This is a genomic window from Bradyrhizobium sp. CCBAU 25338, assembly GCF_028128965.1.
Taxonomy (GTDB): Bacteria; Pseudomonadota; Alphaproteobacteria; order Rhizobiales; family Xanthobacteraceae; genus Bradyrhizobium; species Bradyrhizobium liaoningense.
In genome coordinates this window covers 372230-393452 of the sequence record NZ_LFKY01000038.1, presented here as the reverse complement: position 1 = coordinate 393452, position 21223 = coordinate 372230, and the positions used below count along the sequence as shown (strand labels likewise).

Annotated in this window: 18 protein-coding genes and 4 pseudogenes; 14 read left to right on the top strand and 8 right to left on the bottom strand. The window is 61.0% G+C overall.

Features of this window, described 5'->3' with window-relative positions:
* Positions 1-317 (bottom strand): annotated as a pseudogene (locus ACM42_RS22020) (IS256 family transposase); the annotation flags it as partial.
* A 345-nt stretch (positions 318-662) separates the two neighbouring features.
* Positions 663-890, bottom strand: a complete 228-nt coding sequence (locus tag ACM42_RS22015) for a hypothetical protein (RefSeq protein WP_225152829.1) — start codon at positions 888-890, stop codon at positions 663-665.
* A gap of 1058 nt (positions 891-1948) precedes the next feature.
* Here ACM42_RS22015 and istA point away from each other — a divergent pair.
* Positions 1949-3480: pseudogene (gene istA, locus ACM42_RS22010) on the top strand (IS21 family transposase).
* Here istA and ACM42_RS22005 read toward each other — a convergent pair.
* The gene (locus ACM42_RS22005) at positions 3477-3599 is read right to left on the bottom strand and encodes a hypothetical protein (RefSeq protein WP_271529907.1); all 123 of its coding nucleotides are present in this window, start codon (positions 3597-3599) and stop codon (positions 3477-3479) included. The pseudogene istA and the gene ACM42_RS22005 sit on opposite strands and share 4 nt — an antisense overlap.
* Here ACM42_RS22005 and ACM42_RS22000 point away from each other — a divergent pair.
* A pseudogene (locus tag ACM42_RS22000) lies at positions 3543-3759 on the top strand (ATP-binding protein); the annotation flags it as partial. The gene ACM42_RS22005 and the pseudogene ACM42_RS22000 overlap by 57 nt on opposite strands.
* Here the strand turns inward: ACM42_RS22000 and ACM42_RS21995 are convergent.
* Positions 3701-4445, bottom strand: a pseudogene (locus ACM42_RS21995) (IS110 family transposase); the annotation flags it as partial. The pseudogenes ACM42_RS22000 and ACM42_RS21995 sit on opposite strands and share 59 nt — an antisense overlap.
* A 545-nt stretch (positions 4446-4990) precedes the next feature.
* Here ACM42_RS21995 and ACM42_RS21990 point away from each other — a divergent pair.
* The 10 genes from ACM42_RS21990 (at position 4991) to ACM42_RS21950 (ending at position 11358) form a co-directional block, all read left to right on the top strand.
* Positions 4991-5485, top strand: coding sequence for an IS4/Tn5 family transposase DNA-binding protein (locus tag ACM42_RS21990; protein WP_225152831.1), 495 nt, complete (start codon positions 4991-4993; stop codon positions 5483-5485).
* Positions 5486-5839: 354 nt separating this feature from the next.
* A complete protein-coding gene (locus ACM42_RS21985; RefSeq protein ID WP_202948374.1) occupies positions 5840-6943 on the top strand; it encodes a radical SAM protein in 1104 nt (367 codons plus the stop codon).
* 4 nt (positions 6944-6947) lie between these two features.
* The gene (locus ACM42_RS38735) at positions 6948-7280 is read left to right on the top strand and encodes a hypothetical protein (protein WP_202948375.1); all 333 of its coding nucleotides are present in this window, start codon (positions 6948-6950) and stop codon (positions 7278-7280) included.
* A gap of 69 nt (positions 7281-7349) precedes the next feature.
* On the top strand, positions 7350-7577 hold the full coding sequence (locus tag ACM42_RS38730; protein ID WP_157785105.1) for a hypothetical protein: 228 nt from the start codon (positions 7350-7352) through the stop codon (positions 7575-7577).
* A 53-nt stretch (positions 7578-7630) separates the two neighbouring features.
* The gene (locus ACM42_RS21975) at positions 7631-8473 is read left to right on the top strand and encodes a radical SAM protein (RefSeq protein WP_210161371.1); all 843 of its coding nucleotides are present in this window, start codon (positions 7631-7633) and stop codon (positions 8471-8473) included.
* A complete protein-coding gene (locus ACM42_RS21970; RefSeq protein WP_210161372.1) occupies positions 8470-8901 on the top strand; it encodes a hypothetical protein in 432 nt (143 codons plus the stop codon). The genes ACM42_RS21975 and ACM42_RS21970 overlap by 4 nt, the downstream gene beginning before the upstream one ends.
* Positions 8902-8936: 35 nt before the next feature.
* A complete protein-coding gene (locus ACM42_RS21965; protein ID WP_157785106.1) occupies positions 8937-9647 on the top strand; it encodes a hypothetical protein in 711 nt (236 codons plus the stop codon).
* 12 nt (positions 9648-9659) lie between these two features.
* On the top strand, positions 9660-10217 hold the full coding sequence (locus tag ACM42_RS21960) for a class I SAM-dependent methyltransferase (protein WP_081493689.1): 558 nt from the start codon (positions 9660-9662) through the stop codon (positions 10215-10217).
* 274 nt (positions 10218-10491) lie between these two features.
* Positions 10492-10884 (top strand): hypothetical protein, encoded by a 393-nt coding sequence (locus tag ACM42_RS21955; protein WP_157785107.1) that lies wholly within the window; start codon positions 10492-10494, stop codon positions 10882-10884.
* Between the two features lie 81 nt (positions 10885-10965).
* A complete protein-coding gene (locus ACM42_RS21950) occupies positions 10966-11358 on the top strand; it encodes an SAM-dependent methyltransferase (protein WP_202948377.1) in 393 nt (130 codons plus the stop codon).
* Positions 11359-12639: 1281 nt separating this feature from the next.
* Here the strand turns inward: ACM42_RS21950 and ACM42_RS21945 are convergent.
* From ACM42_RS21945 to ACM42_RS21935, 3 genes are all read right to left on the bottom strand, one after another.
* The gene (locus tag ACM42_RS21945) at positions 12640-14211 is read right to left on the bottom strand and encodes an MDR family MFS transporter (protein WP_271529896.1); all 1572 of its coding nucleotides are present in this window, start codon (positions 14209-14211) and stop codon (positions 12640-12642) included.
* Complete coding sequence (locus ACM42_RS21940) at positions 14208-15398, bottom strand: HlyD family secretion protein (protein WP_271529906.1); 1191 nt, start codon at positions 15396-15398, stop codon at positions 14208-14210. The genes ACM42_RS21945 and ACM42_RS21940 overlap by 4 nt, the downstream gene beginning before the upstream one ends.
* 170 nt (positions 15399-15568) lie before the next feature.
* Positions 15569-16510: an AraC family transcriptional regulator gene (locus ACM42_RS21935; RefSeq protein ID WP_271529894.1), complete on the bottom strand. Its 942-nt coding sequence runs from the start codon at positions 16508-16510 to the stop codon at positions 15569-15571.
* Between the two features lie 346 nt (positions 16511-16856).
* Here ACM42_RS21935 and ACM42_RS21930 point away from each other — a divergent pair, with 346 nt between their 5' ends.
* Both ACM42_RS21930 and ACM42_RS21925 read left to right on the top strand, forming a co-directional pair.
* Positions 16857-19721, top strand: a complete 2865-nt coding sequence (locus ACM42_RS21930) for an ATP-binding protein (protein WP_271529892.1) — start codon at positions 16857-16859, stop codon at positions 19719-19721.
* A gap of 143 nt (positions 19722-19864) precedes the next feature.
* Positions 19865-20617 carry an SDR family NAD(P)-dependent oxidoreductase gene (locus tag ACM42_RS21925; protein ID WP_271529890.1) on the top strand — a complete coding sequence of 251 codons (753 nt, stop codon included), beginning with the start codon at positions 19865-19867 and terminating at the stop codon, positions 20615-20617.
* Between the two features lie 340 nt (positions 20618-20957).
* Here the strand turns inward: ACM42_RS21925 and ACM42_RS21920 are convergent, their stop codons facing one another.
* Positions 20958-21116 (bottom strand): hypothetical protein, encoded by a 159-nt coding sequence (locus tag ACM42_RS21920; RefSeq protein WP_271529888.1) that lies wholly within the window; start codon positions 21114-21116, stop codon positions 20958-20960.
* Positions 21117-21223 lie beyond the last annotated feature (107 nt).

The following is a 21223-nucleotide window of genomic DNA, read 5'->3' as shown; positions in this document are numbered from 1 at the left end:
TCCTGCGCCGCCGTTTCCCAGCTCGGGATCGTGACCTCGCGGCCGTCCACGCCCCGGACCCGCGGGCGCTCGACCTCGATCTTGCCGCCGTGGAAACCGATCCGTCCGCGCGTTCGGCCCCAACGGTGCGCCCGCCGCGCCGCATCGCGACCGTGGCGCGGCCCGCAGGCCGCCGTCACGTCCGCCTCCATCATCGTGCCGAGCGCCTCGATCCCCGCCGCAAGGCAGAACCGATCAAAGCTCGCCCGCACTTCCGCAAACGCTTCGTCCACAGCCCCAGTCGCCGGCGAACCAGCCGGTGTGATATCTCTCGTCATGGCGTTGCTCTCCTTTGTGGAATCAGCACCCCGAGCCTACCGGCTCAAGGTGAGCAACGCCGACCTCTTCAGAAATTCAACAGAACCCGGGACATCCCCGTACCAGCCGGTTCTCGGGTGGGATGCCTGTGAGACTTTCGCCAGCGCGCCGCGCCCGTGCTGCCTACGATCCGGGACTGATCGCCAAGTCACCGCCCTATCCTGGTAGTTGCGCTAGGGCATTCGTCGGGATGATGTATCCCCGTCAGCTTCTTTCGTCGCTGAGGCTGGCTGCGTAGAAGTCACTAGCGAGTGGCAGGGACAGCACTTTATTGGTCCACTTCCAAGCGTCGAGTCAAGTTGCCGCTAACGTTCCCGCTGTTTAGGTCGCGCGGCTGCCACCGTGAGTCCGGTGTGATCCTTGAGGCTATCGACTACCGTGACCGCCGCTTCGAGTTCATCTCGAAGACGCTTCGTAATCCGCAGAATGCTGCTCGCGAGCTCCTCGCGGCTGATTTCTGCACCGTGAGCAACTTTTTCTTCGAGGTCGCGTATCGCTTCGTCGATCTTGTGCAGCGAGAATGTGCTAGGCATCATCCGGCTCCGTCCTGATTGAGGGGCGGGCATCCGCCGAACCACGGTGTAAAAATGCGTCCGCTACACGGTTAAGTAAAGCGGGTGGCGTTGCGGGAAAATCTGTCCCCATCTCGCGTCTGAGCGCCTCGAATTCGGATAAGGTCGAAATCGGGCAATCCGCCACCGCGTCCATTTTTGAGCGGATAACTTCAACCCGGGATCGCCAATCGGCCAGCTGTTCTTTAGTTCGCTGTGGGCCGTACGTGTCTTCTGCCGGTGTATGGCTTGGCCTACGGACGTAGTCCGTGAATGCTTGGATTGCCACTTCGGTCCTTGGCAAGGCGTTACTCCTATGAGCGGAGCCAGCTCGAACAGTTACAGGCCGAGCATTTTATACAGGCACGCGGGATGCGGCAACCCCCTCGTGCTGGTAGGTGCTCTCCAACTGTTCTCAGAATACAAATTGGTAGCATCTTGAGAATTTCAGCCTCTCGGGAGCAAAGGTGGTCAGCCTCAGTCTTCGAGGACGGGCTGGCCACCATCGCTTGCGACGCCACCTTGCAGGTCCAAACGGAATGCACACGTTGGAGCGACACGCCACCTCCCTACGCTCGCAGGCGCTTGCGGTGCTTGCAGCCAATCAGGCCCGGGCGGCCGATCAATCTTTGAGCCTGGCAGATCGACAAGTCGCGACGTTTAATGCTGAGGAGGCCCAGGCGCTGCTCAGCATCCTCGATTGCGTGAAGCTCGAACCCGGGCCTGAGGAGGCACGGAAGATCGCAGCGCGCATACGCGCGCTTCTAGAGGACCCACGGAGAAGCCAACCGATTCGAGTGGCGTGCTTGTAGGGTTGCGGATTCCGATCGATGTCGCCCAGGATTCCGAGATGATCTCGCCCACCATTCCGATTTGAAGTCGCCCACCCGTTCCGAGATGATGTCACCCACCATTCCGGGATGATGTCGCCCGGGTCTCGCAAGGGCGAACCCGGGGTGACGAGACCTCTTCTGGCTCCCATAGGGTCAACCTTTCGGTTTTGCGAAGGGGGACCCTGGATGCCGACGGAGAGGCTTGCGATGCGCCGTGTGCGCGATGTGATCAGGATGAAGGCGGCTGGGCTGCCGAGCCGCGAGATTGCTCGGCGGATGGGCGCGGCGCCCTCGACAGTGCGGCTGACCATCCGGCGATTCGAGGCCGCAGGCCTGAGCTGGCCGTTGCCCGACGAACTCACGGACGCGGCCCTGGAGGCCCGCCTGTTCGCCAAGACCGGCAACGGTAACCGGCAGGGTCATCGCCGCATCGCCGAGCCCGACTGGGCGGCGGTGCACCGCAGCTCAAGCGCAAGCATGTGACGCTGTCGATCCTGTGGGAGGAGTACATCGGCGCCGAGCCCGGCGGATACCGGTACTCGCGCTTCTGCGAGCTTTACCGCGCCTGGGAGGGACGCCTGTCGGTGACGATGCGCCAGGCGCACGCGGCCGGCGACAAGCTGTTCGTCGACTACGCGGGCGACGGCGTGCCGGTGGTCGTCGACCGCCTCACCGGCGAGCGGAGGACGGCGCAGATCTTCGTCGCCGTGCTCGGCGCCTCGAGCTTCACCTCCGCGCAGGCGACGTGGACGCAGGGACTCGCCGACTGGATCAGCGCCCATGTTGGCGCCTTCGCGGCGATCGGCGGCGTCCCGGCGCTCTTGGTGCCTGACAACACCAAAGTCGCAGTCATCAAGGCGAGCCTCCACTACCCGCAGATCAATCGCACCTATGCGGAGATGGCCGCGCATTACGGCACGGCCGTCTTGCCGGCGCGACCTCGCAAGCCGCGCGACAAGGCCAAGGTCGAGCAGGCCGTCCTCATTATCGAGCGCTGGCTGCTCGGCCGCCTGCGCCACCGCGTCTTCTACAGCCTCGCCGAGGTCAATGCAGCGATCGGCGAGTTGCTCACCAGGCTCAACGAGGAGCGGCCGATCCGGCGGCTCGGCGTGACGCGCCGCCGGCTGCTCGAGGAGATCGACCGGCCGGCGCTCAAGCCGTTGCCGGCGAGCCCCTACGTCCTCGCCGAGTGGCGGATCCGCCGCGTCAGCCTCGACTACCACGTCGAGGTGGAGAAGCATTATTACAGCGTTCCGCATCGCTTCGCGCGTGCCGAGGTCGAGGTGCGGTTCACCGCCCGCACCGTCGAGATCTTCCACAAGGGCGAGCGGATTGCCGCGCATCAGCGCATGAGTGGCAATCACAAGCACACCACCGTGCCGGAGCACATGGCCTCCAGCCATCGGCGCTACGCCGGCTGGACTATCGGGCGTATCCGTCAGGACGCCGCCGCGATCGGGCCGGCAACCAGCGCATTGTGCGACCTCATTCTCGACGAGCGCTCGCACCCCGAACAAGGCTTCCGCGCCTGCCTCGCCATCCTCAGGCTCGCCGCCTCCTATGGGCGCGAACGGCTGGACGCGGCGGCTGCGCGGGCGATCGACATCGGCGCGCGCACCTATGGCTCGGTCAAGTCGATCCTCGCCAACAATCTCGATCGGCGTCCCGCTCACCAGCGCTCCGCGGACGATGCGTCGATCCTGCATGCCAACATCCGCGGACCGCGCTACTACAATTAGGAGACCGTCCCTTGCTCACCCATCCGACCCTCGACCGCCTCAACGCCCTCGGCCTCCACGGCATAGCCAAGGCCTTCGCCGACATTGAAGCCGCCGGTGAGGCTGGCAGCCTCGGTCACGCCGAATGGCTTGCTCTGCTGCTCGAACGTGAAGCCTCGCTGCGGCACGAAAAAATGGCTCGCCACTCGCCTGCGCTACGCCAAGCTGCGCCAGCAGGCATGCGTCGAGGACATCGACTATCGCACCCCGCGCGGTCTCGACCGCCCGCTGTTCGCCAAGCAAGCAAAGCCGTCGCCGTCATTGGTCCCACGCCTGGGATTGTCATCAAACGGCGGGCATCTTCTTCTTTTCGGGCGCGATGGGTGATCTCGCTGTCGAGTTTCTTGATCTGCATTTCCAGCGTCAACATCGTCTTGATCAATATCTCGAGTACGAACCGTGCCGCTTCGGGCACGTCGGTTTTTGGATCCATTGCGCGCTCGACAAGCTCTGCGACATAGGCCGTGCCCTTTGCCATAATCACCCCGTATTCGGCGAGATGACCACGCAAAGCATTGATCGCCTGGGTCCGCTGCCGGATCAGCAGGTCGCGGGTCCGAAACACCACCGCGCTCGCTTGCTGCTCTTCACTCTTGACGGGAACGAAACGCATGGTCGGTCTCTGCGCCGCTTCACAGATCGCCGCTGCATCGGCCATGTCGTTCTTCTGCCGCTTCACGAAGGGCTTCATAAGCCGGTGGGATCAGCCGCACTTCATGGCCGAGCTTGCCGATCTCACGAGCCCAGTAATGCGCGCCCGAGCAGGCTTCGATCGCCACGAGGCAAGCCGGCTGCTCGGCAAAGAATGCCAGCAGCTTATTCCGGCGCAGCTGTTTGCGAAAAACGACCTTGCCGGCGGCATCGGCTCCATGGGCCTGAAAGACATACTTCGCTAAATCTAGTCCAATCGTGCTAACTTCGTTCATGGACGCTTCCTCTCTGGTGATGGTTGTTCAACACCCTTCACTTTGGCACATCGATGCCGTCGAGGGGGCGTCCACCCCATCACAGCAACCGCAGAAGAAGAAAAAAGGTTGAAGTCGCGATTCCAGATTGACCGCGCGGCTTGACCGATGCCAGAGAACCAGCCGGCCAGCACGCCTCGCCGCTGGGCGAGATCAAATCGGAAAGGTGGGCGACATCGTCTCGGAATCCACGGGCGACTTCATATCGGTACGCCTGGGCGACTTCGTCGGAATCCGCATGTAGGGTTTACTTGGAACACGACGAGTCCGTTTTTTGGCGCGTTTAGAGGAATCGAGTCACTCTTTCGGTGTCCGCACATTTTACCAAGTTAGTGGTGAGCCCGGCTGGACTTGAACCAGCAACGAGACCATTATGAGCGTACGCGTCCGGTGACGCTTTCAATTACCCACATTTAGCCGAACGGGCTGAGGGAGCGCACAAACCATTGCATCGCAGGAATCGACCGGATTCCTTGTCTGGCACCGATTCGCAGGGGGCGGTGCCAATGGACGAAGAAGCCGACGCATGGTTTGATCGCGAGCTCGCTGGCTGCAGCCTTGCCGACGAGCGCCTGAACAAGCGGCTCCGCAAACTGGTAGCGCAGATCGCGAGCGCGATGGGTGAAAGCATTCCGCTGGTGTGCCAGGACTGGGCCAATACCAAGGCTGCGTATCGTGTTTTCTCCAACGACCGGGTCAGTGAGGCGGACATTCTGGCCGGCCACTTTCAATCGACGCGGGAGCGCACGATTGGCACCGACGGTCCTGTTCTAGTGCTCCATGATACGACCGAATTCAGCTATCAGAGAGAGCTCGGACGCGATCGGGACCACCAAAAGCATAAACAGCGGCCGGGACAAGGCGGGCGGCCTGAGATCGCACACGGTTTGCGGCATCCTGATGCACTCGAGCCTGGCGGTGACGACCGAAGGGCTGCCGCTTGGACTGACGGCGGTCAAATTCTGGACCCGGAAGAAATTCAAGGGGACCGCCGCGCTTAAGAAAACGATCAATCCGACGCGCGTTCCCATCGAGAAGAAGGAGAGCATTCGGTGGCTGGACAATGTCCAGCAATCCACGGGGCTGCTGGGCGATCCAGGACGATGCGTTCACGTCGGTGATCGCGAGAGCGACATCTATGAGCTGTTCTGCGCGGCTCGAGAAGTAGGAACGCATTTGTGACTAGGACTTGCGTTGACCGTTTGGCTGGGGATGGAGATGCGATCCGCTGGACATGCGAGTCCCTTAATAGCGCCCGCGGTGCGAGTGGCTGCGATCCAAATGCCGTCCAACCAACACGAACTCTGGTGCAAATTGCTCCGGTGATTGGCTGGAGATCAGCCTGAGATTCCCCGGTGAGTGTCGCCGCCTACGTTCTGGTTGACGGAGGACTGACACATGGCTTCCAGAAGCATCGGCCTGACAGCGGATTTGCGCGGATACGCACCTGCAATCTCGCGGACCATCCAGCCATTGCGGGTGGCGCGATGAACACCCCCTATCAGCAAAATGAGGGCGGCATTGTTGCGCTCTTGCCGGATGGACGGGTCGAATTCCTTCATCCAGCGGCGCTCCCTCTACTCGAAGCCGCCCGCGCGGGCGACGCCAAGTTGCCGGACATTGACGACAACATCCTCTCGTCTCCTCTGGTCCGGCTCGAGCAATTCCATTTGACCGCGCCGGCCATTGCCTTCATCGAGCTCACCAACCTTTGCAATCTGCGCTGCAAGCATTGCTATACGTGGTCGGGTCCGAAGCGACCCAACGAAATGACGACCGAAAAGATCATCGGTCTGCTGGATCAGTTTGCGGAATCCGGCGTATTGCAGGTGTTTCTCACCGGTGGCGAGATTTTCGCCCACCCGGACGCAATCGAAATCATAAACTATGCCCGAACTAAGCCGTTCAGCACGCAAATCTTCACCAATGGTCTTCTGATCACGGAAGAAGCCCTGGCGCGCATAACCCCTGGGACCTCCTTCTTCATCAGCTTCGACACCGCGGACCCTGAGCGAACAGTTCGCGGTAAGATGGATTTTCCGAAGCTCCGAAGCGCCTTCGAATGGATGAAAACGCACGGTCACGCCTTTCGAACTGCGATCTCCGTCCATCGCAACAATGTAGCTGACGCGGAGGAGATCTTTGAATGGTGCGCGATCAACGACTATCCGCGGCCGCAATGGCTTGAAACACGCCCGGTCGGCCGGGCTCTTCTGCACCCAGGCATTCTTCTCCAGCCGGATCAGATCGACGAGGTGTTCGAGGTGTATCGTCGGTGCATGGACCGCTACTCGGCCGCGCCGGAGGCGGAGGAAGTCGGGGGCGTAGCATCGGCGGTGGCCGTCCGCAGTGTCGATACGATCAAATTCTGCCAGAGGCTCGAGCGCGCGACCGGGCAGGAGAAGTGCGGACGTTCGCTCGTCTACGTCAACAGCGTGCGATGTGTTTCCCTGCAGTAACTGCATGAGCGGCGGGCTCTACAGGGCCGGCAGCGTCGTCGATCAGCCGTTCGCCGAGATATGGGCCAATGGTTTTGACGAATTCAGGCGCATCACGTTCGACGATCACAATGGATGTCAGGAATGTCCTGTCCACAATGCCGGAATCTGGTGTCAGTTTCGGTGTCCGCCACTCGCGCAAAATGTCTCCCGGAATCAAAAGGGATGCGGCGCGACCGAATACCTTCGCCTGTTCATGCTGCGTGCGGGCGCCTTGTGGGAAGAGAGACGAAAGGCGGGTGTCCGGCTCACGATGGCGCCGTCCCGACCACATCGAGCGGAGCATACCGTCGCCTGAGATCGGCACCGGTCGCCCGCCCCGCGCCGATATGGTTTGGCGGGCTGCAATGAAAGGAGACATCGAACCATGAGCACGAAAGCCATTGGCCGACAGCTGTTGCCAGTTGACGGCATCGAGATCAGCGCGAGTCCCGGCAACGGCCTCGATCTGGCGCAAGACGGAGTATCGCTGGCAACCGTCGGCGCCGCCTCTGCCGTCGCTCAAAAGCGGCAATCGGCACGTCGCCCGCCTTACCCCAAGCAACGACGGGATCACCCTTGCGCTTGTCGGGGCGCCTCCGCAACCAAGGCCTAAGAAGCCGATCCCGGCCGCCACCGGTGGCCGGGATTACAATCCGGAGAAAGATCATGCATGCACCGACTGCTACTCCGCTGGTGAGGTCGGCTCCGCCGCGATCGCGCATCACAAATCCAGGTGCTCTGCTGGCGCTACACCCCGAATTGCGCATAGATCAAGACATCTACAACATCAATGTCACGGCCAACTTCGGTGCGACGCTGACTGCATCAGAGACTTGGCAGCAGATCGCGACACATGATGGCGCGCAGAAGCCAGTCCATCTTTATTTCCATTTGCCCCTGTGCAGCTACGTTTGCCGGTTCTGTAACTACGTCAAGCGGCAGGCCCCGACCGGCGCGAAGCTCGATGATGCCCTCGATCATTGGACCGGCTTGCTGATTGAGGAATCGCAACGATATCTGCGGGGAGCGCCGTGGTTGTCAGCGGCTCGCGTTGAGTCGCTGTTTCTGGGGGGCGGCACCGCATCGCTGCTCAGACCCAGGCACCTGGCGCGGATCATGCGGCATGTGCAAGACAACTATTCCGTCATACCGGGATGCGAGGCGACGTTGGAAGGCAATCCGGACAACTTCCTCGCCGACGAAGTCAGTGATGCAATCGAGATCGGCTTCAACCGGTTCAGCGTCGGCCTCCAGTCGCTCGACAGCAAGGTCAACGCCTTCGCTGGTCGGGGGCACGACCGACAAATGTCGCTGAAGTCCGTCTGCACGACCAGAATCTGTTCCCGACGCTTGAAACCACCTACGCGATGCGCGAAGCGATGGTGGATGTCCTGCTCGATGCAAACTATGAACCCAGCCCCTGCGGCTGGTGGAGTGCGCCAGGATCTTATCCTGACGGCAACATCCCACAGGTGTCGCGCAACAAGTGGCAGAATTACGACACGATGATCGGATTCGGTCCCGGCTCCTATGGCTGGCTCGCGGGTATTCGGCCGGATCCTATCCAGACCCGCAACATCGCCGACATCTCCGCCCATGCGCGCCATGTGGAATCTCAGAGCACCGCACCGCTCGCGTCCGGCAGGCGCCTGACCGGCGCGGAAGCCGTCGCGACGGCGCTTGGGTTCGCCTTCAAGTCAAACCAGCCGATCTCCGTGCAGCGGTTTGCCCGGATCTATGGCGTGAATCTGTTGTCCGATGAGCCCTATGCCGGCGTGATCGAAGACCTCATGGCAAAGGGACTGCTCGAGCCGGTCAATGGGTCGTCGGAGTACCTGAAGCCGACGCTTGATGGTGAAACCCTCCACGAGGAGATCATTACGACGCATATCCACGGCCGTATCGGCGGTGTCGTCGCCGCCGTCTGCCGGCGCTAAGAGGCTGCCTACTCATGTTGCAAACGCAGAGAACGATGAACCCGGAAGCAATTCGCATTCATGAGTTCGTACCGATATCGGGATCCGAGATCGGCCGCGTCTTGATTGTACCATCCGGAAATGTCGGGCCGATGGATCAGGGCGGCTTCGAATCCGAATTGTACGAGCGGCTGGCCGGCAGGCTCGTTTCCTCCGGAATGATTACGGTTCGATTTGATGTCGAGTCCGATCGACCGCGCGGAGGTGTGTCGATACCGGCGCGCCGGGCGAACCGGACGCGGCGGTTGTCCGAGATCTTGGAACACGAGGCGATTGCGGCACGATCATCTCCGCTCATTCTACTCGGCGTGTCGCTCGGCGCACTTTCGATTGTTGACGTTCTAAGACGCCCGACCTCGCTCAATATCTGCGCGGCTGTTCTGCTTGGATGTGTGATCGAAGAACCCAGCGTTGTTATGCCGCCGGTCGAGCGAATCGACTTCCTCTACGGCGCGCGGGATCTGGTCGGATATTGTAACAGTGACGGTGAACTGAGCGAAGTCGTCGGTCCGGACACGTATGGACCTCGGTCGGCGCAGCAATTGATCGTTCGGCCGAGAACCGTCGTTACCACCCGCATCATCGAAGGGGTCGGACACATGCTCGCGCGGCCTGGTGCCCACGCGCCTGACGATGACACGTTGGATGTCATCGTCGACCTAACGAAGCAATCCGCTTTTCCGCCGTCTGCCCCGGCCGCGCAATAGGAGAGATCGACGATGACGTCTTTGGCAACCCAGCGCTTCGACAAACTGTCGACAAACTTTGCGACAAGCGAGGTCCATTCGAGCAGTCATTCCATCAGGCGATTGCATGAATTGCTCGACCTGCCGGCCGGCGCGTCGGTTGTCGACATAGCCTGCGGCGCTGGCCATCTTGCTCTGTCGTTTGCAGGTCGCGCGAAACGCATCGTGGGAGTCGATGGTGCCCCGACCATGCTGGGGGCCTTCCAGAGACTTGCGAACGAGAAGGCAATCCAGGTCGAAACTGTGCTGGCCATGAGCGATTCTGTCTCGCTGCGATCCGGCGAATTCGACGTCGCGGTTTCCCGGCTTGCACCGCATCATTTTCCGAACCTGCAAGCGTCGGTGCGGGAGATGGCGAGGCTGGTTCGGCCGGGGGGCATGTCGCAGTTATCGACCTGCATGGCTACGACGATTCCGACCTTGACGAATTCAACCATCGGCTGGAAGTTTTGCACGATCCAACGCACGTCCGAAGCCACACGCCGCTGGCCTGGCGAGATACCCTGGCGGGCGCCGATCTGGAGATCCTGACCTTCGAGACGCATCTTCGAGAGAGTCCGAAAGGTGTCAGCATACAGCGCTGGTGCGAAATTGCAGCCTCTGGCCCTGAGGCGGAACAGGCTATCCGTGCGCAGCTTGCGTCGGCCCCCGCGGCGACGTTGAACGCCTTGGGGATTGATTTCGCGGTAGATCAAGCCGAATTCCTGATTCCGGTGAGGACGTTGCTTGCGGTTGCGCGCAAGCCGGCCGTTAATCACTGAGCGGGGACGGGGGCCTTTGTTGCGAAGCGCGTGTGTCACGGTTGGTGGGTGAGGTTCAGGTGCCTGTCCTTCATATCTATTCACCTCTCGATTCGCCGCCATCGGCGCTGCTCGAGAACCTCTGCTCGGGGATCCTCGGCATTCTTCACCTACCGCCGGGGCATTGCTGGGCGATTTGGCACGAGGTGGCGCCCCACAATTTCCATCGCGACGGCTGGCATTACGGCGCCATGGACAACGGGCCGATCGTCACGATCTACTGCAAGCGAACATACAACAAGGAGGAGATCTCGCGGATGTTGCTCTTCACGCGGGATACGCTTGCGAGTGGCTTGTCGTGCGATGCGGCTGCCGTCTACGCGACCGTGCAGCGCGTTCAACCGGGAGAGACCCTGGTGCGAGGCGGGATTTGGCAGGAAGTTGAGGGGGCACCGTGACCGAAGCAGGATATATGCATCCGACCCGTGGCGACCGTCAGGTCGTCGCGTAAGACACCTGAAGATGACCATTGGGGGGCGGTGGAATCATACATCGACTTCGATCAACGCCAATTCGGTGCAAACGCGCTACTGGGGCTCTCGGAGTTTTCTCACGTTGAAGTAGTTTTCCTGATGCACAAGGTGCCACCGGATTCGGTAGAGAAGGGCGCGCGGCACCCGAGGGAGCGAGCGGATTGGCCCTTGGTGGGAATCTTTGCCCAGCGCGGCAAGTCGCGGCCGAACCGGCTGGGTGTCTCACGTTGCGCGTTGCTCGGGGTTTCGGGCCACACACTCCATGTGCGCGGGCTGGACGCAATCGATAGCAGCCCGGTCATCGATGTGAAACCCTACATGGAAGAATTTGGCCCGCGAGGAGCGATAGCGCAACCAGCTTGGTCCAACGAGGTCATGAAGGATTACTACAAGGAATGAAGGAAGGAGTGGCGAGTAGTTAGCCCGAGGTGATCAGGGGCAGCGTGAGAACGCCCGCCTTACGGAGGTCCTGAAACGGAAGCTCTATAAAATGGAGCTTCGGGCAATCCTCACCATGATGGTGCTGCCTCGGGATGAATTATCCGACCTGGCTCGTTTTCTGAGTAGGCGGTGCTTCTTCGATCATTCTGATTGCCTGTACGGCGAGACGATCAAGAGTAGGGTGTATCGACCAGGTACGAAGGACGGGAATGTCGCCGGCGTTGCCGAAGAGCCCGAGGATTTCAAGAGACTTCGCGACAACGTCTTCGGCGCGGAAGAATTCGAAGTAGCCAGATTGCGTGGTTGGGCTCGCAAGCGCGGCCCGATAGGATCGCCGCGATTTCGTTCGGAAAGAACTCGACGAATAATGCTACGGCAGGCTCGGTTCCGGGAAGATGCTTCGCACGTTCAGAAAACATGTGGTCCCTGTGGTAAAACTCTCCAACGAACGCCGCCGCAATCACCATGCCGAACGGCTGCTCAAAGCCTAGTTCCATAGGCGACGTCAAACCGCGCAGCGACGCGCTGACGCCTACAAGCTGTCCTTCGGCGGTGGCGACAGCCCCCGGCAGGCGCACAGCCCTCGCTGGACGGCGGCGTCGACGGCGGCTATCAATGCCTCGAAGCTGGCCACCGGTTTGCCTCGGATCGTAATGAGGCGCGTCGCCAGTGTAAATCTTCCCGGCCAGTTAGAATCTGAAAGCCTCAGCCCGGGCCAGGTCGGCACGCCATGCCGCGTAAAACCTGGTCGCAGTTGACCCCGTAAAGTCCGAGTAGCGCGTGTTCGGATATCAAGCAGTGCAATCACTAAGATCGTGCGACGAATGCCCACTTTCAGTCGGATAAGCCCAGTGGTGCGACCAGTAAGTCATTGATTGTTCTCACCCCGGGGCTGTCTCTTAATCAGCGGCCCGGTCCGAATCAGTTATGCAGCAAGCTTAGGAATCTCCTGTTCAATCAATCGCAACAATCGGGTGTTGCGCCTCCCCGCAACCAAATTATTACGCACGCACCGTCCCGGCCTAACGGCCGGGACGGATTCGTTTTTTGGGGGATCAGGGACCGGGCGAGGGAGCAGGTCCAGCTTGGTGTGTCGGATCATTTCTTTCCCGAAGACGGATCTGAATGCCAAGCGTGGAATTCGTGCACATCCCTCGGGGCTCGCGTCTCGCCCCTCAGCCGCAAACCGGCGGTTCGCCGTGCACCTTGAAGCCGTCGCAGAAGACAGCGCTCAATCGCTCATCCGGCGGCAGCCCGCTTGTTCATCGGCGATCCTGTAAGCGCCACGGCAAGCACGGCGGTCAGTAACACTACTGCTATCGAATAGAACGCGTCTGAATAGGCCATTATCGTTGCCTGCTGCTTGACAAGTTCGCCGAGCAGGATCTCGGCTTGCTGATAGGAGCGCGCCGGATCTGGCACGCCATGGGGCAAGAAGTACTGTTGCATCCGGGTGAGGAAAGACTGGTCGATCGGATTGAACGACGTCACCGCTTGTCCGATGATGTTGGAGTGGAACTGCTCGCGTTTCGTGATGACTGTGGCCAGCGCGGCCGTTCCAATAGCGCCGCCCAGACTACGAAGCATATTGAACAGGCCAGACGCCGCCGCCGATTCATCCTGCTTTATGTGCGCCATCGCGATGCTCGATAAGGGTGCGACGAGGAGCGACTGGCCGACCGCGCGCACCAGGTTGGTCAACATCAACTGCGGCCCGGAGTCGTTCAAGCTCAGATGGATATTCATGACGCAGCTCGCTGCGAACACGATCAGTCCGGCGCAGACGACCACGCGCACATCGAAGTACTTGAGGATGAGCGGGACAAAAGGAATGATGACGAGCTGAGGGAAGCCTGACCAGGCGAGCACAAGCCCGATCTGTTCGGCATTGTAGCCTTGGACGGAATCGAGATAGGCCGGCAGCACATAGACCGATCCGAACAAGCCGAATCCGACGAGTGTGTTGGCGAGTGTACCGAGGCCAAAATTGCGATTCGCAAGCAGGCGAAGCTGCACGGCGGGCTTGTCGCTTCTCAGCTCGATGACCGCGAACGCCGTCAACATGACGGCCGCGACGATGGCGAGATGCGCGATGTAGGGAGAGCCGAACCAGTCGTCCTTGTTGCCCTCGTCGAGCACGGTCTGAAAGCAGGCAAGCCCTATTGCCAACGAGCCTATGCCGTACCAGTCGCCGTCTTTGAGAAGGTGCAGCTGCATCGGCGCGTGGTCGAGGCTCGGGAATAGCAAGGCGAGCATCACGGAGCCGGGGATCAGATTGATGAAGAAGATGTATTGCCAGCCGAAGTGCTCGGTGAGATAGCCCCCGATGGTCGGCCCGATGGCCGGACCGAAGGTGGCTGTGACCGCGAATATCGCCAGCCCGATCGGGCGTTGTCCGGAGGGGAGCTTGGTAAGCAGGATGGTGAATGCCATCGGAATCATGACGCCACCCGTGAAGCCCTGCAGCGCGCGGGTGATGATCATGGTGCCGAGGCTGTTGGCAAAGGCACAACTGACCGAGAAAGTCAGGAAGAGCGTCACGTTGGTCAGCAGGAATCGGCGGAAGCCGAACACGCGACTGAGATAGTCGGTCAGCGGAATCATGATGATCTCGCCGATCAGGTAAGACGTCGATATCCACGCACCGTTGTCGACCCCCGTGCCGATTCCTCCTTCGATCTCCGCAAGCGATGAATTGACGATCTGGATGTCCAGCACGGCGATCAGCGCCCCGAGCATGCAGCCATAGACGGCGACCCAGGTCCGCAGCGACGCACGCTCGGTGTCCCGATCATCGATCGCACCGCTCATCGCTGCGGTCCCTGAGGCGTGGCGCCGCGCCTCGTGTCGATTGTCGCAGTCACCGACATGCCGGGACGCAGCATGCCGGCGAGCGGGTCGCTCGGGTCAACGGCGATCTTGACCGGAATGCGTTGAACAATCTTCGTGAAATTGCCGGTGGCATTGTCGGGCGGCAGCAGAGCGAACTCCTGTCCGCTGGCAGGCGCCAGGCTGTCGACCCGGCCGCGAACTCGTTTCCCGGGAAACGCGTCGACCTCCAGGACGACGGGCTGCCCGGCGCGCACCTCGGCCAGTTGGGTTTCCTTGTAATTCGCCACGACGTAGATCTTCGCGAGCGGGACGATGGCGAGAAGCTGGGTGCCTGGCTGAACGTACTGGCCAAGCCGCAGCGTGCGATCGCCGATGACGCCGTCAACCGGCGAGGTGATCGTGGTGTATCCGAGATTGATCCGTGCCTGCTGCAATGCCGCTTCGTTTCGCTTGAGCGTCGCCTTGGCCTGCGCCAGTTGAGCATTCAGGGTTTCGATCTGCTTTTTGGCGGCATCAAGCGCGGCCTTGTCCTTGGCGACGACCGCCGTCGCGGTATCGATCTGCGAGGCCGCCTGCTGTGCGTCCTGGACCGAGCCGTAGCCGTCGTCTGCGAGCTTGCCGTAGCGTTGACTGTTCTCTTGCGCAAACAGCTCCTGTGCCTTGTCCGCATCGACCGTCGCCTCGACTTGGCGGATCACGGCCCGCTGCTGGGCGATCTCGGCCTCGATGGTCGCGATCCCGGCGGTGGCCTGCTCGACGCCGGCGGCCGCCTGTTCGACAGCTGCCTCGTAGTCGCGTTGGTCGATGACGGCCAGAACCTGTCCGATCTTCACATGCTGGTTATCGTCAACGAACAATGATGCGATATTCCCCGCAACTTGTGGTGCGATCGAAACGACATCGGCCTGCACATAGGCATCGTCTGTGGCGGCTTCGAAGCGCCAATGCGTCCAATACCTCCAACCAGTATAGGTCCCGCCGCAAACCGCCGTGATCGCCAGTATCACGGGCACCAGGTGTCTCAGCAACGGACGCGCCCGCTCTGTGGACGCCCTGCCCAGATGTTCGGATGCCCCAGCTGCAGCGTCTCCGGGAGGCGAGACGCGCCCCTCCGTTTCAATGCTCGTCGCGGTGGAAGTCATTGCCCCGAGCCCTTTCAGGATGATCCAGGCATCATTGTTCAGAACGCCGGCATTGCGTCTTCCCGAGTGCGCGACCTATTGCGAGATCGCATGGCGAATTCGCCGCATATCGGCCAAGCCAAATTGCGCGAGGCAGCGGTCGGAGCGGCGTTCGGCCAATTTTGGGTCACTCTCCGCTGTCGTACGGAAGTGCGCTACACGGGTCCGGAAGCGGCCCTGCTCCTCGACCGCGTTCGCCAATCAGCCGGGGTCTCACCGGTGATTTCTTTGAACACGGTCGAGAAATGTGCCTGAGTGCAAAATCCGACCGCGAGTGCAATTTGGACTAGAGGCGCCTCTGTATTCAGCAGCGTCTTCGCGTGTTCGACCCGTTGAGCCAGCAGATATTCGTGGGGGCGGTATCCCGTCGCGGCCCGGAACTGCGCGGCAAAATGCATACGGGAAAGTCCGGCAACCCGAGCCAGCTCCGGAAGCCTTATCGACCGACGAAAATTCTGTTTGACGTGGTCTTGGACGCGCCGAAGCCGCCAGTTTGCCAGGGCGCCGACCTTGGTGCGTGGAAATTCGAGGCGCGCGAGCCGCATCGCCAGCGTTTGTCCGATGCAGCGGGCGAACGTCTCGTCGATCGGTTCGCCGGGTCCGAGCAGCGGTCGGGTGAGCTGTCCTGCGAACATGTCGCGAAGCAGGATAAGGTCATTCAGATGCTGAGTTGGGCGACGCTGCGCAATTGGTAGCCGATCTGTAAAGTATGAGTCTGGAACGTGGAAATGCAGGAAGTCGCAGGGCGCATCGAAGCGTGCGGCGAGCCGTTTTGAGGGAGCGCTGACATACAGCGTGCTTTCCGGCATGACGCCCTCGAAGATTGTTCGCTGCTCTCCTGTCAACTTGATGCGCGTCGTCCTCAATGCCACGCCAATGAAGTAGCGATCATTGGGGGTGACCGCCTCCTCGGTACGAGACGCGGTTCGGAGATCGAGCCAGCGCGAAATGGTGATTTCCTGGGCCAGGGACGCACCGTTTTGTTCCGGCCTGCGCCACGCCCGCTCCTCCAAAGGATATCCTCGCGGATGCCTGTTGTCGCTCAACGCGGGGTGATGACCGTGTTTGGGGGGGACCGCATGCATGTCGTCGCGCATCCTGGCTCTCCTCTGTTGGCTTGTACTTGCGATACCGAGTGGATTTAGCCTGCACGCCTTCGGAAGGCGCGTTAGCTCCCCTTAAGAAACGTTGGATTTTGCTAAATCGAATGCTGCGACCGCCCGCCGCAGGCGTGGCGTTAGGTCGCTCACGCAGAACCGGTCTTCCCTGATATCCGAGTTCGATCAGTTACTTGCGACGATGGATAGTGGAACGCGCGTGATGGTCGCCAAAGCATGGAACGCGAAGACGCGCTACCCGGCAGGTCGGTTCGCACGTACATTTGCGAAGCCGGTAACTGCGTCCAGCCGCTCAGGTTGGAGACGCACCTTCAGGTGAAGCGGGATGATGTCGAGCAATACTCGGGCGTCGATGAGCTCCGATGCGATAACTAGCTTTGGCGACTTCCAGCTCGATCGCAGACGTCGCTTGCTTCTCAAGGATGGAAATCCCGTACGAATTGGGTCGCGCGGCCTGGACATTCTGATCGCGCTGACCGATCGCGCGGGCGAAGTTGTCAGCAAGCGTGATCTCCTCGAGTCGGTGTGGAATGGTGTTGTGACCGACGAGGCGGGCCTGAGGGTACATATGTCGACGCTTCGCCGAGCTTTGGGCGATGGCCGGGATGATGCGCGCTACATCGTCAACGTCGCAGGCCGCGGATACAGTTTCGTTGCCGCAATCAAGCGGTCTCACACGAGCCTGGCGTCCTCGTCGGATTCCAACTCGGCTGATCGCCTGGGTCGTCAATTCCTGTCGCATCGGGGGCTTTTCGTCGGCCGCGACGAGGTCGTTCTCAGTATAAGCAGGCTTCTCGCGAGTCGACGGTTTGTCAGTATCGTGGGCGCCGGCGGCATCGGCAAGACGGCGGTCGCGGTTGCCTTGATCGCGCGGTTGCGAGCCGAATTCGGCGACGAGAACGTCGCCTTCGTCGATTTTGGCGCGGTGCTCGAGCCTGGCTTGGTTCCTGGCAGCGTGATTTCGGCGGTTGGCTGCACATTGGGGGGATCCGATCCCGTCGCCGAACTGTCAAGCTTCCTTGCAGATAAGCGCATGCTGGTTGTCTTCGACAGTTGCGAGCACCTCCTCGATCCGATCTCGCTTCTGGCAGACCGGCTATTCCGTGAGGCCCCCTTCGTCCATTTACTAACCACCTCGAGGGAGCCGTTGCATGTCGAGGGTGAGACGGTGCATCTACTCAGTCCCCTCGCTTATCCAGCGGAGGAAGCCCCGACGGCGGTGGATGCTTTGGCAACGCCGGCCGTGCGTCTGTTCATGGATAGGGCGGCGTTCAGCGGATTCACCGAAGATCTAACTGACGCCGATGCGCCGATCGTTTCGGATATATGCCGGCGGACTGACGGAATTGCGCTGGCGATAGAGTTGGCCGCCAGCCGCGTCGGAAGTTATGGGATCCGTGGCGTTGCAGGCCTCTTGGCGCAAAATGCGGAGATGGCATTACCCATCAGACGCAATGTTTCTCCTCGACATCGAACGCTTCAAGCGATGCTTGACTGGAGTTACGATCTGCTCGCGGAAGACGAAAGGCGAACGCTTTCGCGCCTGTCCGCCTTCGTCGGTCTGTTCACAATGGAGGCGGCCTGCTCCGTCGCGGGCGAAGAAGAGAGCGACCGGGCAGCTATCGCTTCGACTCTGGAGAGACTGGTCGACAAGTCTCTGGTCTGGGTAAGACCGATCGATGAAGCGGTCTTTTACCGCCTCCCCGATACGACGCGCGCCTATGCTGCGGCGAAGCTCAGCCAATCCGAAGACGTCGAGCCGATTGCCAGTCGCCATGCTCGCTACTTTGCTTCCTTGTTCAAATCACTTGCTCTCGAGGACGGCGCGTATGCCGAGATCGGGCGCCATGCACCACACCTCGGGAATGTACGAAAGGCGCTCGAATGGAGTTTCTCCAGCGAGGAGAATCGCAAGATCGGGATTGAATTGGCGGCCGATGCTGCGCCATTGTTTCTTGGTCTTTGGCTGCTTGCGGACTGCAGCCACTGGTCGCGCCTTGCCTTGACCGCGATCCAGCATATGAGCGAGATGTCGCACCGGGAGGCGCGCTTGCTGGAGGCGTTCGCTGTCGCCTCCATGCATATGTGGGGCAATACGCAGGAGGTGAAAGATGCGATCCAGCGTGGGCTGGACCTGTACGAAGCGGGCGAGCAAGGATTGGCGCAACTTCGCCTTCTGGCCGGCCTCAACCTCTTCCTGACGAGGATTGGCGACTTTGATGGCGGGCTGGCGGCCGCCGAGAGATGCAAAGCTGTGGCGGACCGGAGCGGATCGATCAGCGATCGGGTCATCTCCGAATGGATGCTTGCCGCCGCCTTGCATCTTGCCGGTCATCAAGCCGATGCCATCGCCCATTGCGAACTGGGGTTTGAGCTCGAGGCCACCCATAGCCGCCTCGACCTCAATTTATTCGGCTACGATCACCGCCTCCGCGCGGAACTCGCGTTGGCACGATCGCTTTGGCTCAGAGGGGCGGCAACGCGCGCGTGCGGGTTGGCTGTGGCGGCTCTCCATGAGGCCGAAGGGTTGTCACCGCCGAGCAACTATTGCATGGCTGTAGTCCATGCTGTCCCTATCCTGCTCTGGAATGGCGAAACTGAAGTTTGCGCCGAACATATAGATCGCGCAATCGTGCAGGCTGAAAAGCACTCTCTCAAGGCGCTCGCAGCCGCTGCCCTGGCGTTGAAGGGGGAGTGGCTCACGATGACGGCAAAACCTGCAGCCGGCGTGGAAACATTGCGCCAGGCTTTGAATCTGCTGTACCGCGAACAATTTCGCATGCTTACGTCCGCTGCCGCGCAGGCTCTGGCAGATGGATTGGCACAGAGCGGAAGGTTGGTCGAGGCACGAACGACGATTCAGACGGCGATCTCTTCAGCACAAAAAATGGGTCAGAAGTTTTCAATGCCCGGCCTACTGCGCACGCAAGCGCAAATAATCATGAGAAGTGCGGATGCTCAGCACGACAAGGCAGAGTCATTGCTGCGGGAGTCGATCAACTACGCAAGGAGCCAAGGCGCATTGGCATGGGAGTTGAGGGCTGCGCTCGCATTGGCGCAGCTCTTGATCGTGCATGGGCGGGTAGCAGAGACGCGCGCACTCCTCGAGCCGGTCTTGGCGGCTCACGAGGAAGAGTCCGGCTCATCGGATCTGCTGGAAGCTGCGGATCTTCTGGCGCGCTTGGCGTGACCGGGAAGAATCCGGCATGAGCGGTCAGGGGAGCCGCGGCGGCTTTTCATTTCCTTGCAGTTCATAACACCTTGGGCGGCTAAGTCTGGTCCATATTCCTCCTCTCCGCAAGACCGCTTGAAAAAGCAACGGCAGGAGCAGCGATGGAACAGGACCGGAGAATCGCCGTTGTGACGGGCGGCAGCCGCGGCATCGGGCGGAGTACGGTTCTCAGTCTGGCAAGGCGAGGTGTTGACAGCATCTTCACATTCAAAGCCGCTTTTGCTGAGGCCGATGCGGTTGCGACGGCCGTTGAGGAGATCGGCCGGAGAGCCATTCCTTTGCAGCTTGATCTCGCGGAGGCGAGCAGCTTCGACGGCTTCGTACTGCAATTCCGCGAAGCACTTGGAGTTCTTGGCGCCACCCGTTTCGATTATCTCGTCAACAATGCCGGGATCTCGCATCATGGCAGGTTGGAAAGCACGACCGAGGCAGAACTCGATGCGATCTATCGGGTTAATTTCAAGGCAGTGTTCTTTCTCACTCAAAAATTGCTGCCTCTCATCAAGGACGGCGGCCGTATCGTCAACATGTCGAGTGGGCTCGCCCGAATCATCGTGCCCGGCAGCGGGCCATACGGTGCATTCAAGGCTGCGATCGAGGTGCTGACGCGATACCAGGCAAAAGAACTCGGCGCTCGAGGCATAGCGGTCAACGCAGTCGTCCCCGGAGCGATCCGAACTGATTTCAGTGACGGCCTGGTGCGGGAAGATCCCAAAATCAACGCTCAGGTCGCCAACTTGAGGGCGCTCGGCCGACCGGGGGGGCCGGAAGATATCGGGCCGATGATCGTTTCTCTGCTGTCCGATGAGAATCGCTGGATCAACGCGCAACTTATCGAGGTCTCGGCGGGATGAGAATTGAGACCGAACTCCTCGCCTCCGTATGCATGCGGGTTCGAGAGCCGTCTCTTGCAGGTGAACACCCGGCAGGGAAGCGACGCCTCGCTGCTGCTGCTGAGGAAATCGTGCAGCGCCTTGCTCGCGGTGGGGCCGAGGAATTGCCGGTAGGAATGGGTGACCTCGCGATAGGCCTGCTTCCTGGCATCTGGCAGCCCCATCTTTCTCGGCAGCCGAGAGCAGCGACGGCATATAGTGCAGCTCCGGCGCGTCGATGCCCTGGAGGCGAACGGTGAGCTTGCCGTTCTTGATGGGCGCGGCCGACGTGCGGCCCTCGACCTTGGCGCCCTCGAAGACGTCAGTCGGCTGGAATGGCGCAGTATCGTTCATGCGGAAGCGGGATCGCGTCCGGCGCCACAGTCACCAGCACCTTGGCGGTATCGGCGTCCGACCGCCCCTCCGGCCAGAACCGGCCGACATCGATGGTGCCTTCGACCTCCGGCAATCCAACCGGCATCGGCCGCTCCTGTCGGGCGCGCACGACGACCGCCGCCCGGGCTGACTCGCAAGCACACCGAAGCGGAGCGGATCATCTTCGTGCGGCAGGCCCGTGACGGAATGTCA

What these genes read in the sequence shown, in the direction of transcription:
- ACM42_RS22015 (WP_225152829.1), bottom strand. Translation starts at nt 890, where the DNA reads ATGCCTAGCACATTCTCGCTGCACAAGATCGACGAAGCGATACGCGAC.
- ACM42_RS21990 (WP_225152831.1), top strand. Translation starts at nt 4,991, where the DNA reads ATGGACGAAGAAGCCGACGCATGGTTTGATCGCGAGCTCGCTGGCTGC.
- ACM42_RS38735 (WP_202948375.1), top strand. Translation starts at nt 6,948, where the DNA reads ATGAGCGGCGGGCTCTACAGGGCCGGCAGCGTCGTCGATCAGCCGTTC.
- ACM42_RS38730 (WP_157785105.1), top strand. Translation starts at nt 7,350, where the DNA reads ATGAGCACGAAAGCCATTGGCCGACAGCTGTTGCCAGTTGACGGCATC.
- ACM42_RS21975 (WP_210161371.1), top strand. Translation starts at nt 7,631, where the DNA reads ATGCATGCACCGACTGCTACTCCGCTGGTGAGGTCGGCTCCGCCGCGA.
- ACM42_RS21970 (WP_210161372.1), top strand. Translation starts at nt 8,470, where the DNA reads ATGATCGGATTCGGTCCCGGCTCCTATGGCTGGCTCGCGGGTATTCGG.
- ACM42_RS21965 (WP_157785106.1), top strand. Translation starts at nt 8,937, where the DNA reads ATGAACCCGGAAGCAATTCGCATTCATGAGTTCGTACCGATATCGGGA.
- ACM42_RS21960 (WP_081493689.1), top strand. Translation starts at nt 9,660, where the DNA reads ATGACGTCTTTGGCAACCCAGCGCTTCGACAAACTGTCGACAAACTTT.
- ACM42_RS21945 (WP_271529896.1), bottom strand. Translation starts at nt 14,211, where the DNA reads ATGAGCGGTGCGATCGATGATCGGGACACCGAGCGTGCGTCGCTGCGG.
- ACM42_RS21935 (WP_271529894.1), bottom strand. Translation starts at nt 16,510, where the DNA reads ATGCGCGACGACATGCATGCGGTCCCCCCCAAACACGGTCATCACCCC.
- ACM42_RS21930 (WP_271529892.1), top strand. Translation starts at nt 16,857, where the DNA reads ATGATGTCGAGCAATACTCGGGCGTCGATGAGCTCCGATGCGATAACT.
- ACM42_RS21925 (WP_271529890.1), top strand. Translation starts at nt 19,865, where the DNA reads ATGGAACAGGACCGGAGAATCGCCGTTGTGACGGGCGGCAGCCGCGGC.
- ACM42_RS21920 (WP_271529888.1), bottom strand. Translation starts at nt 21,116, where the DNA reads ATGCCGGTTGGATTGCCGGAGGTCGAAGGCACCATCGATGTCGGCCGG.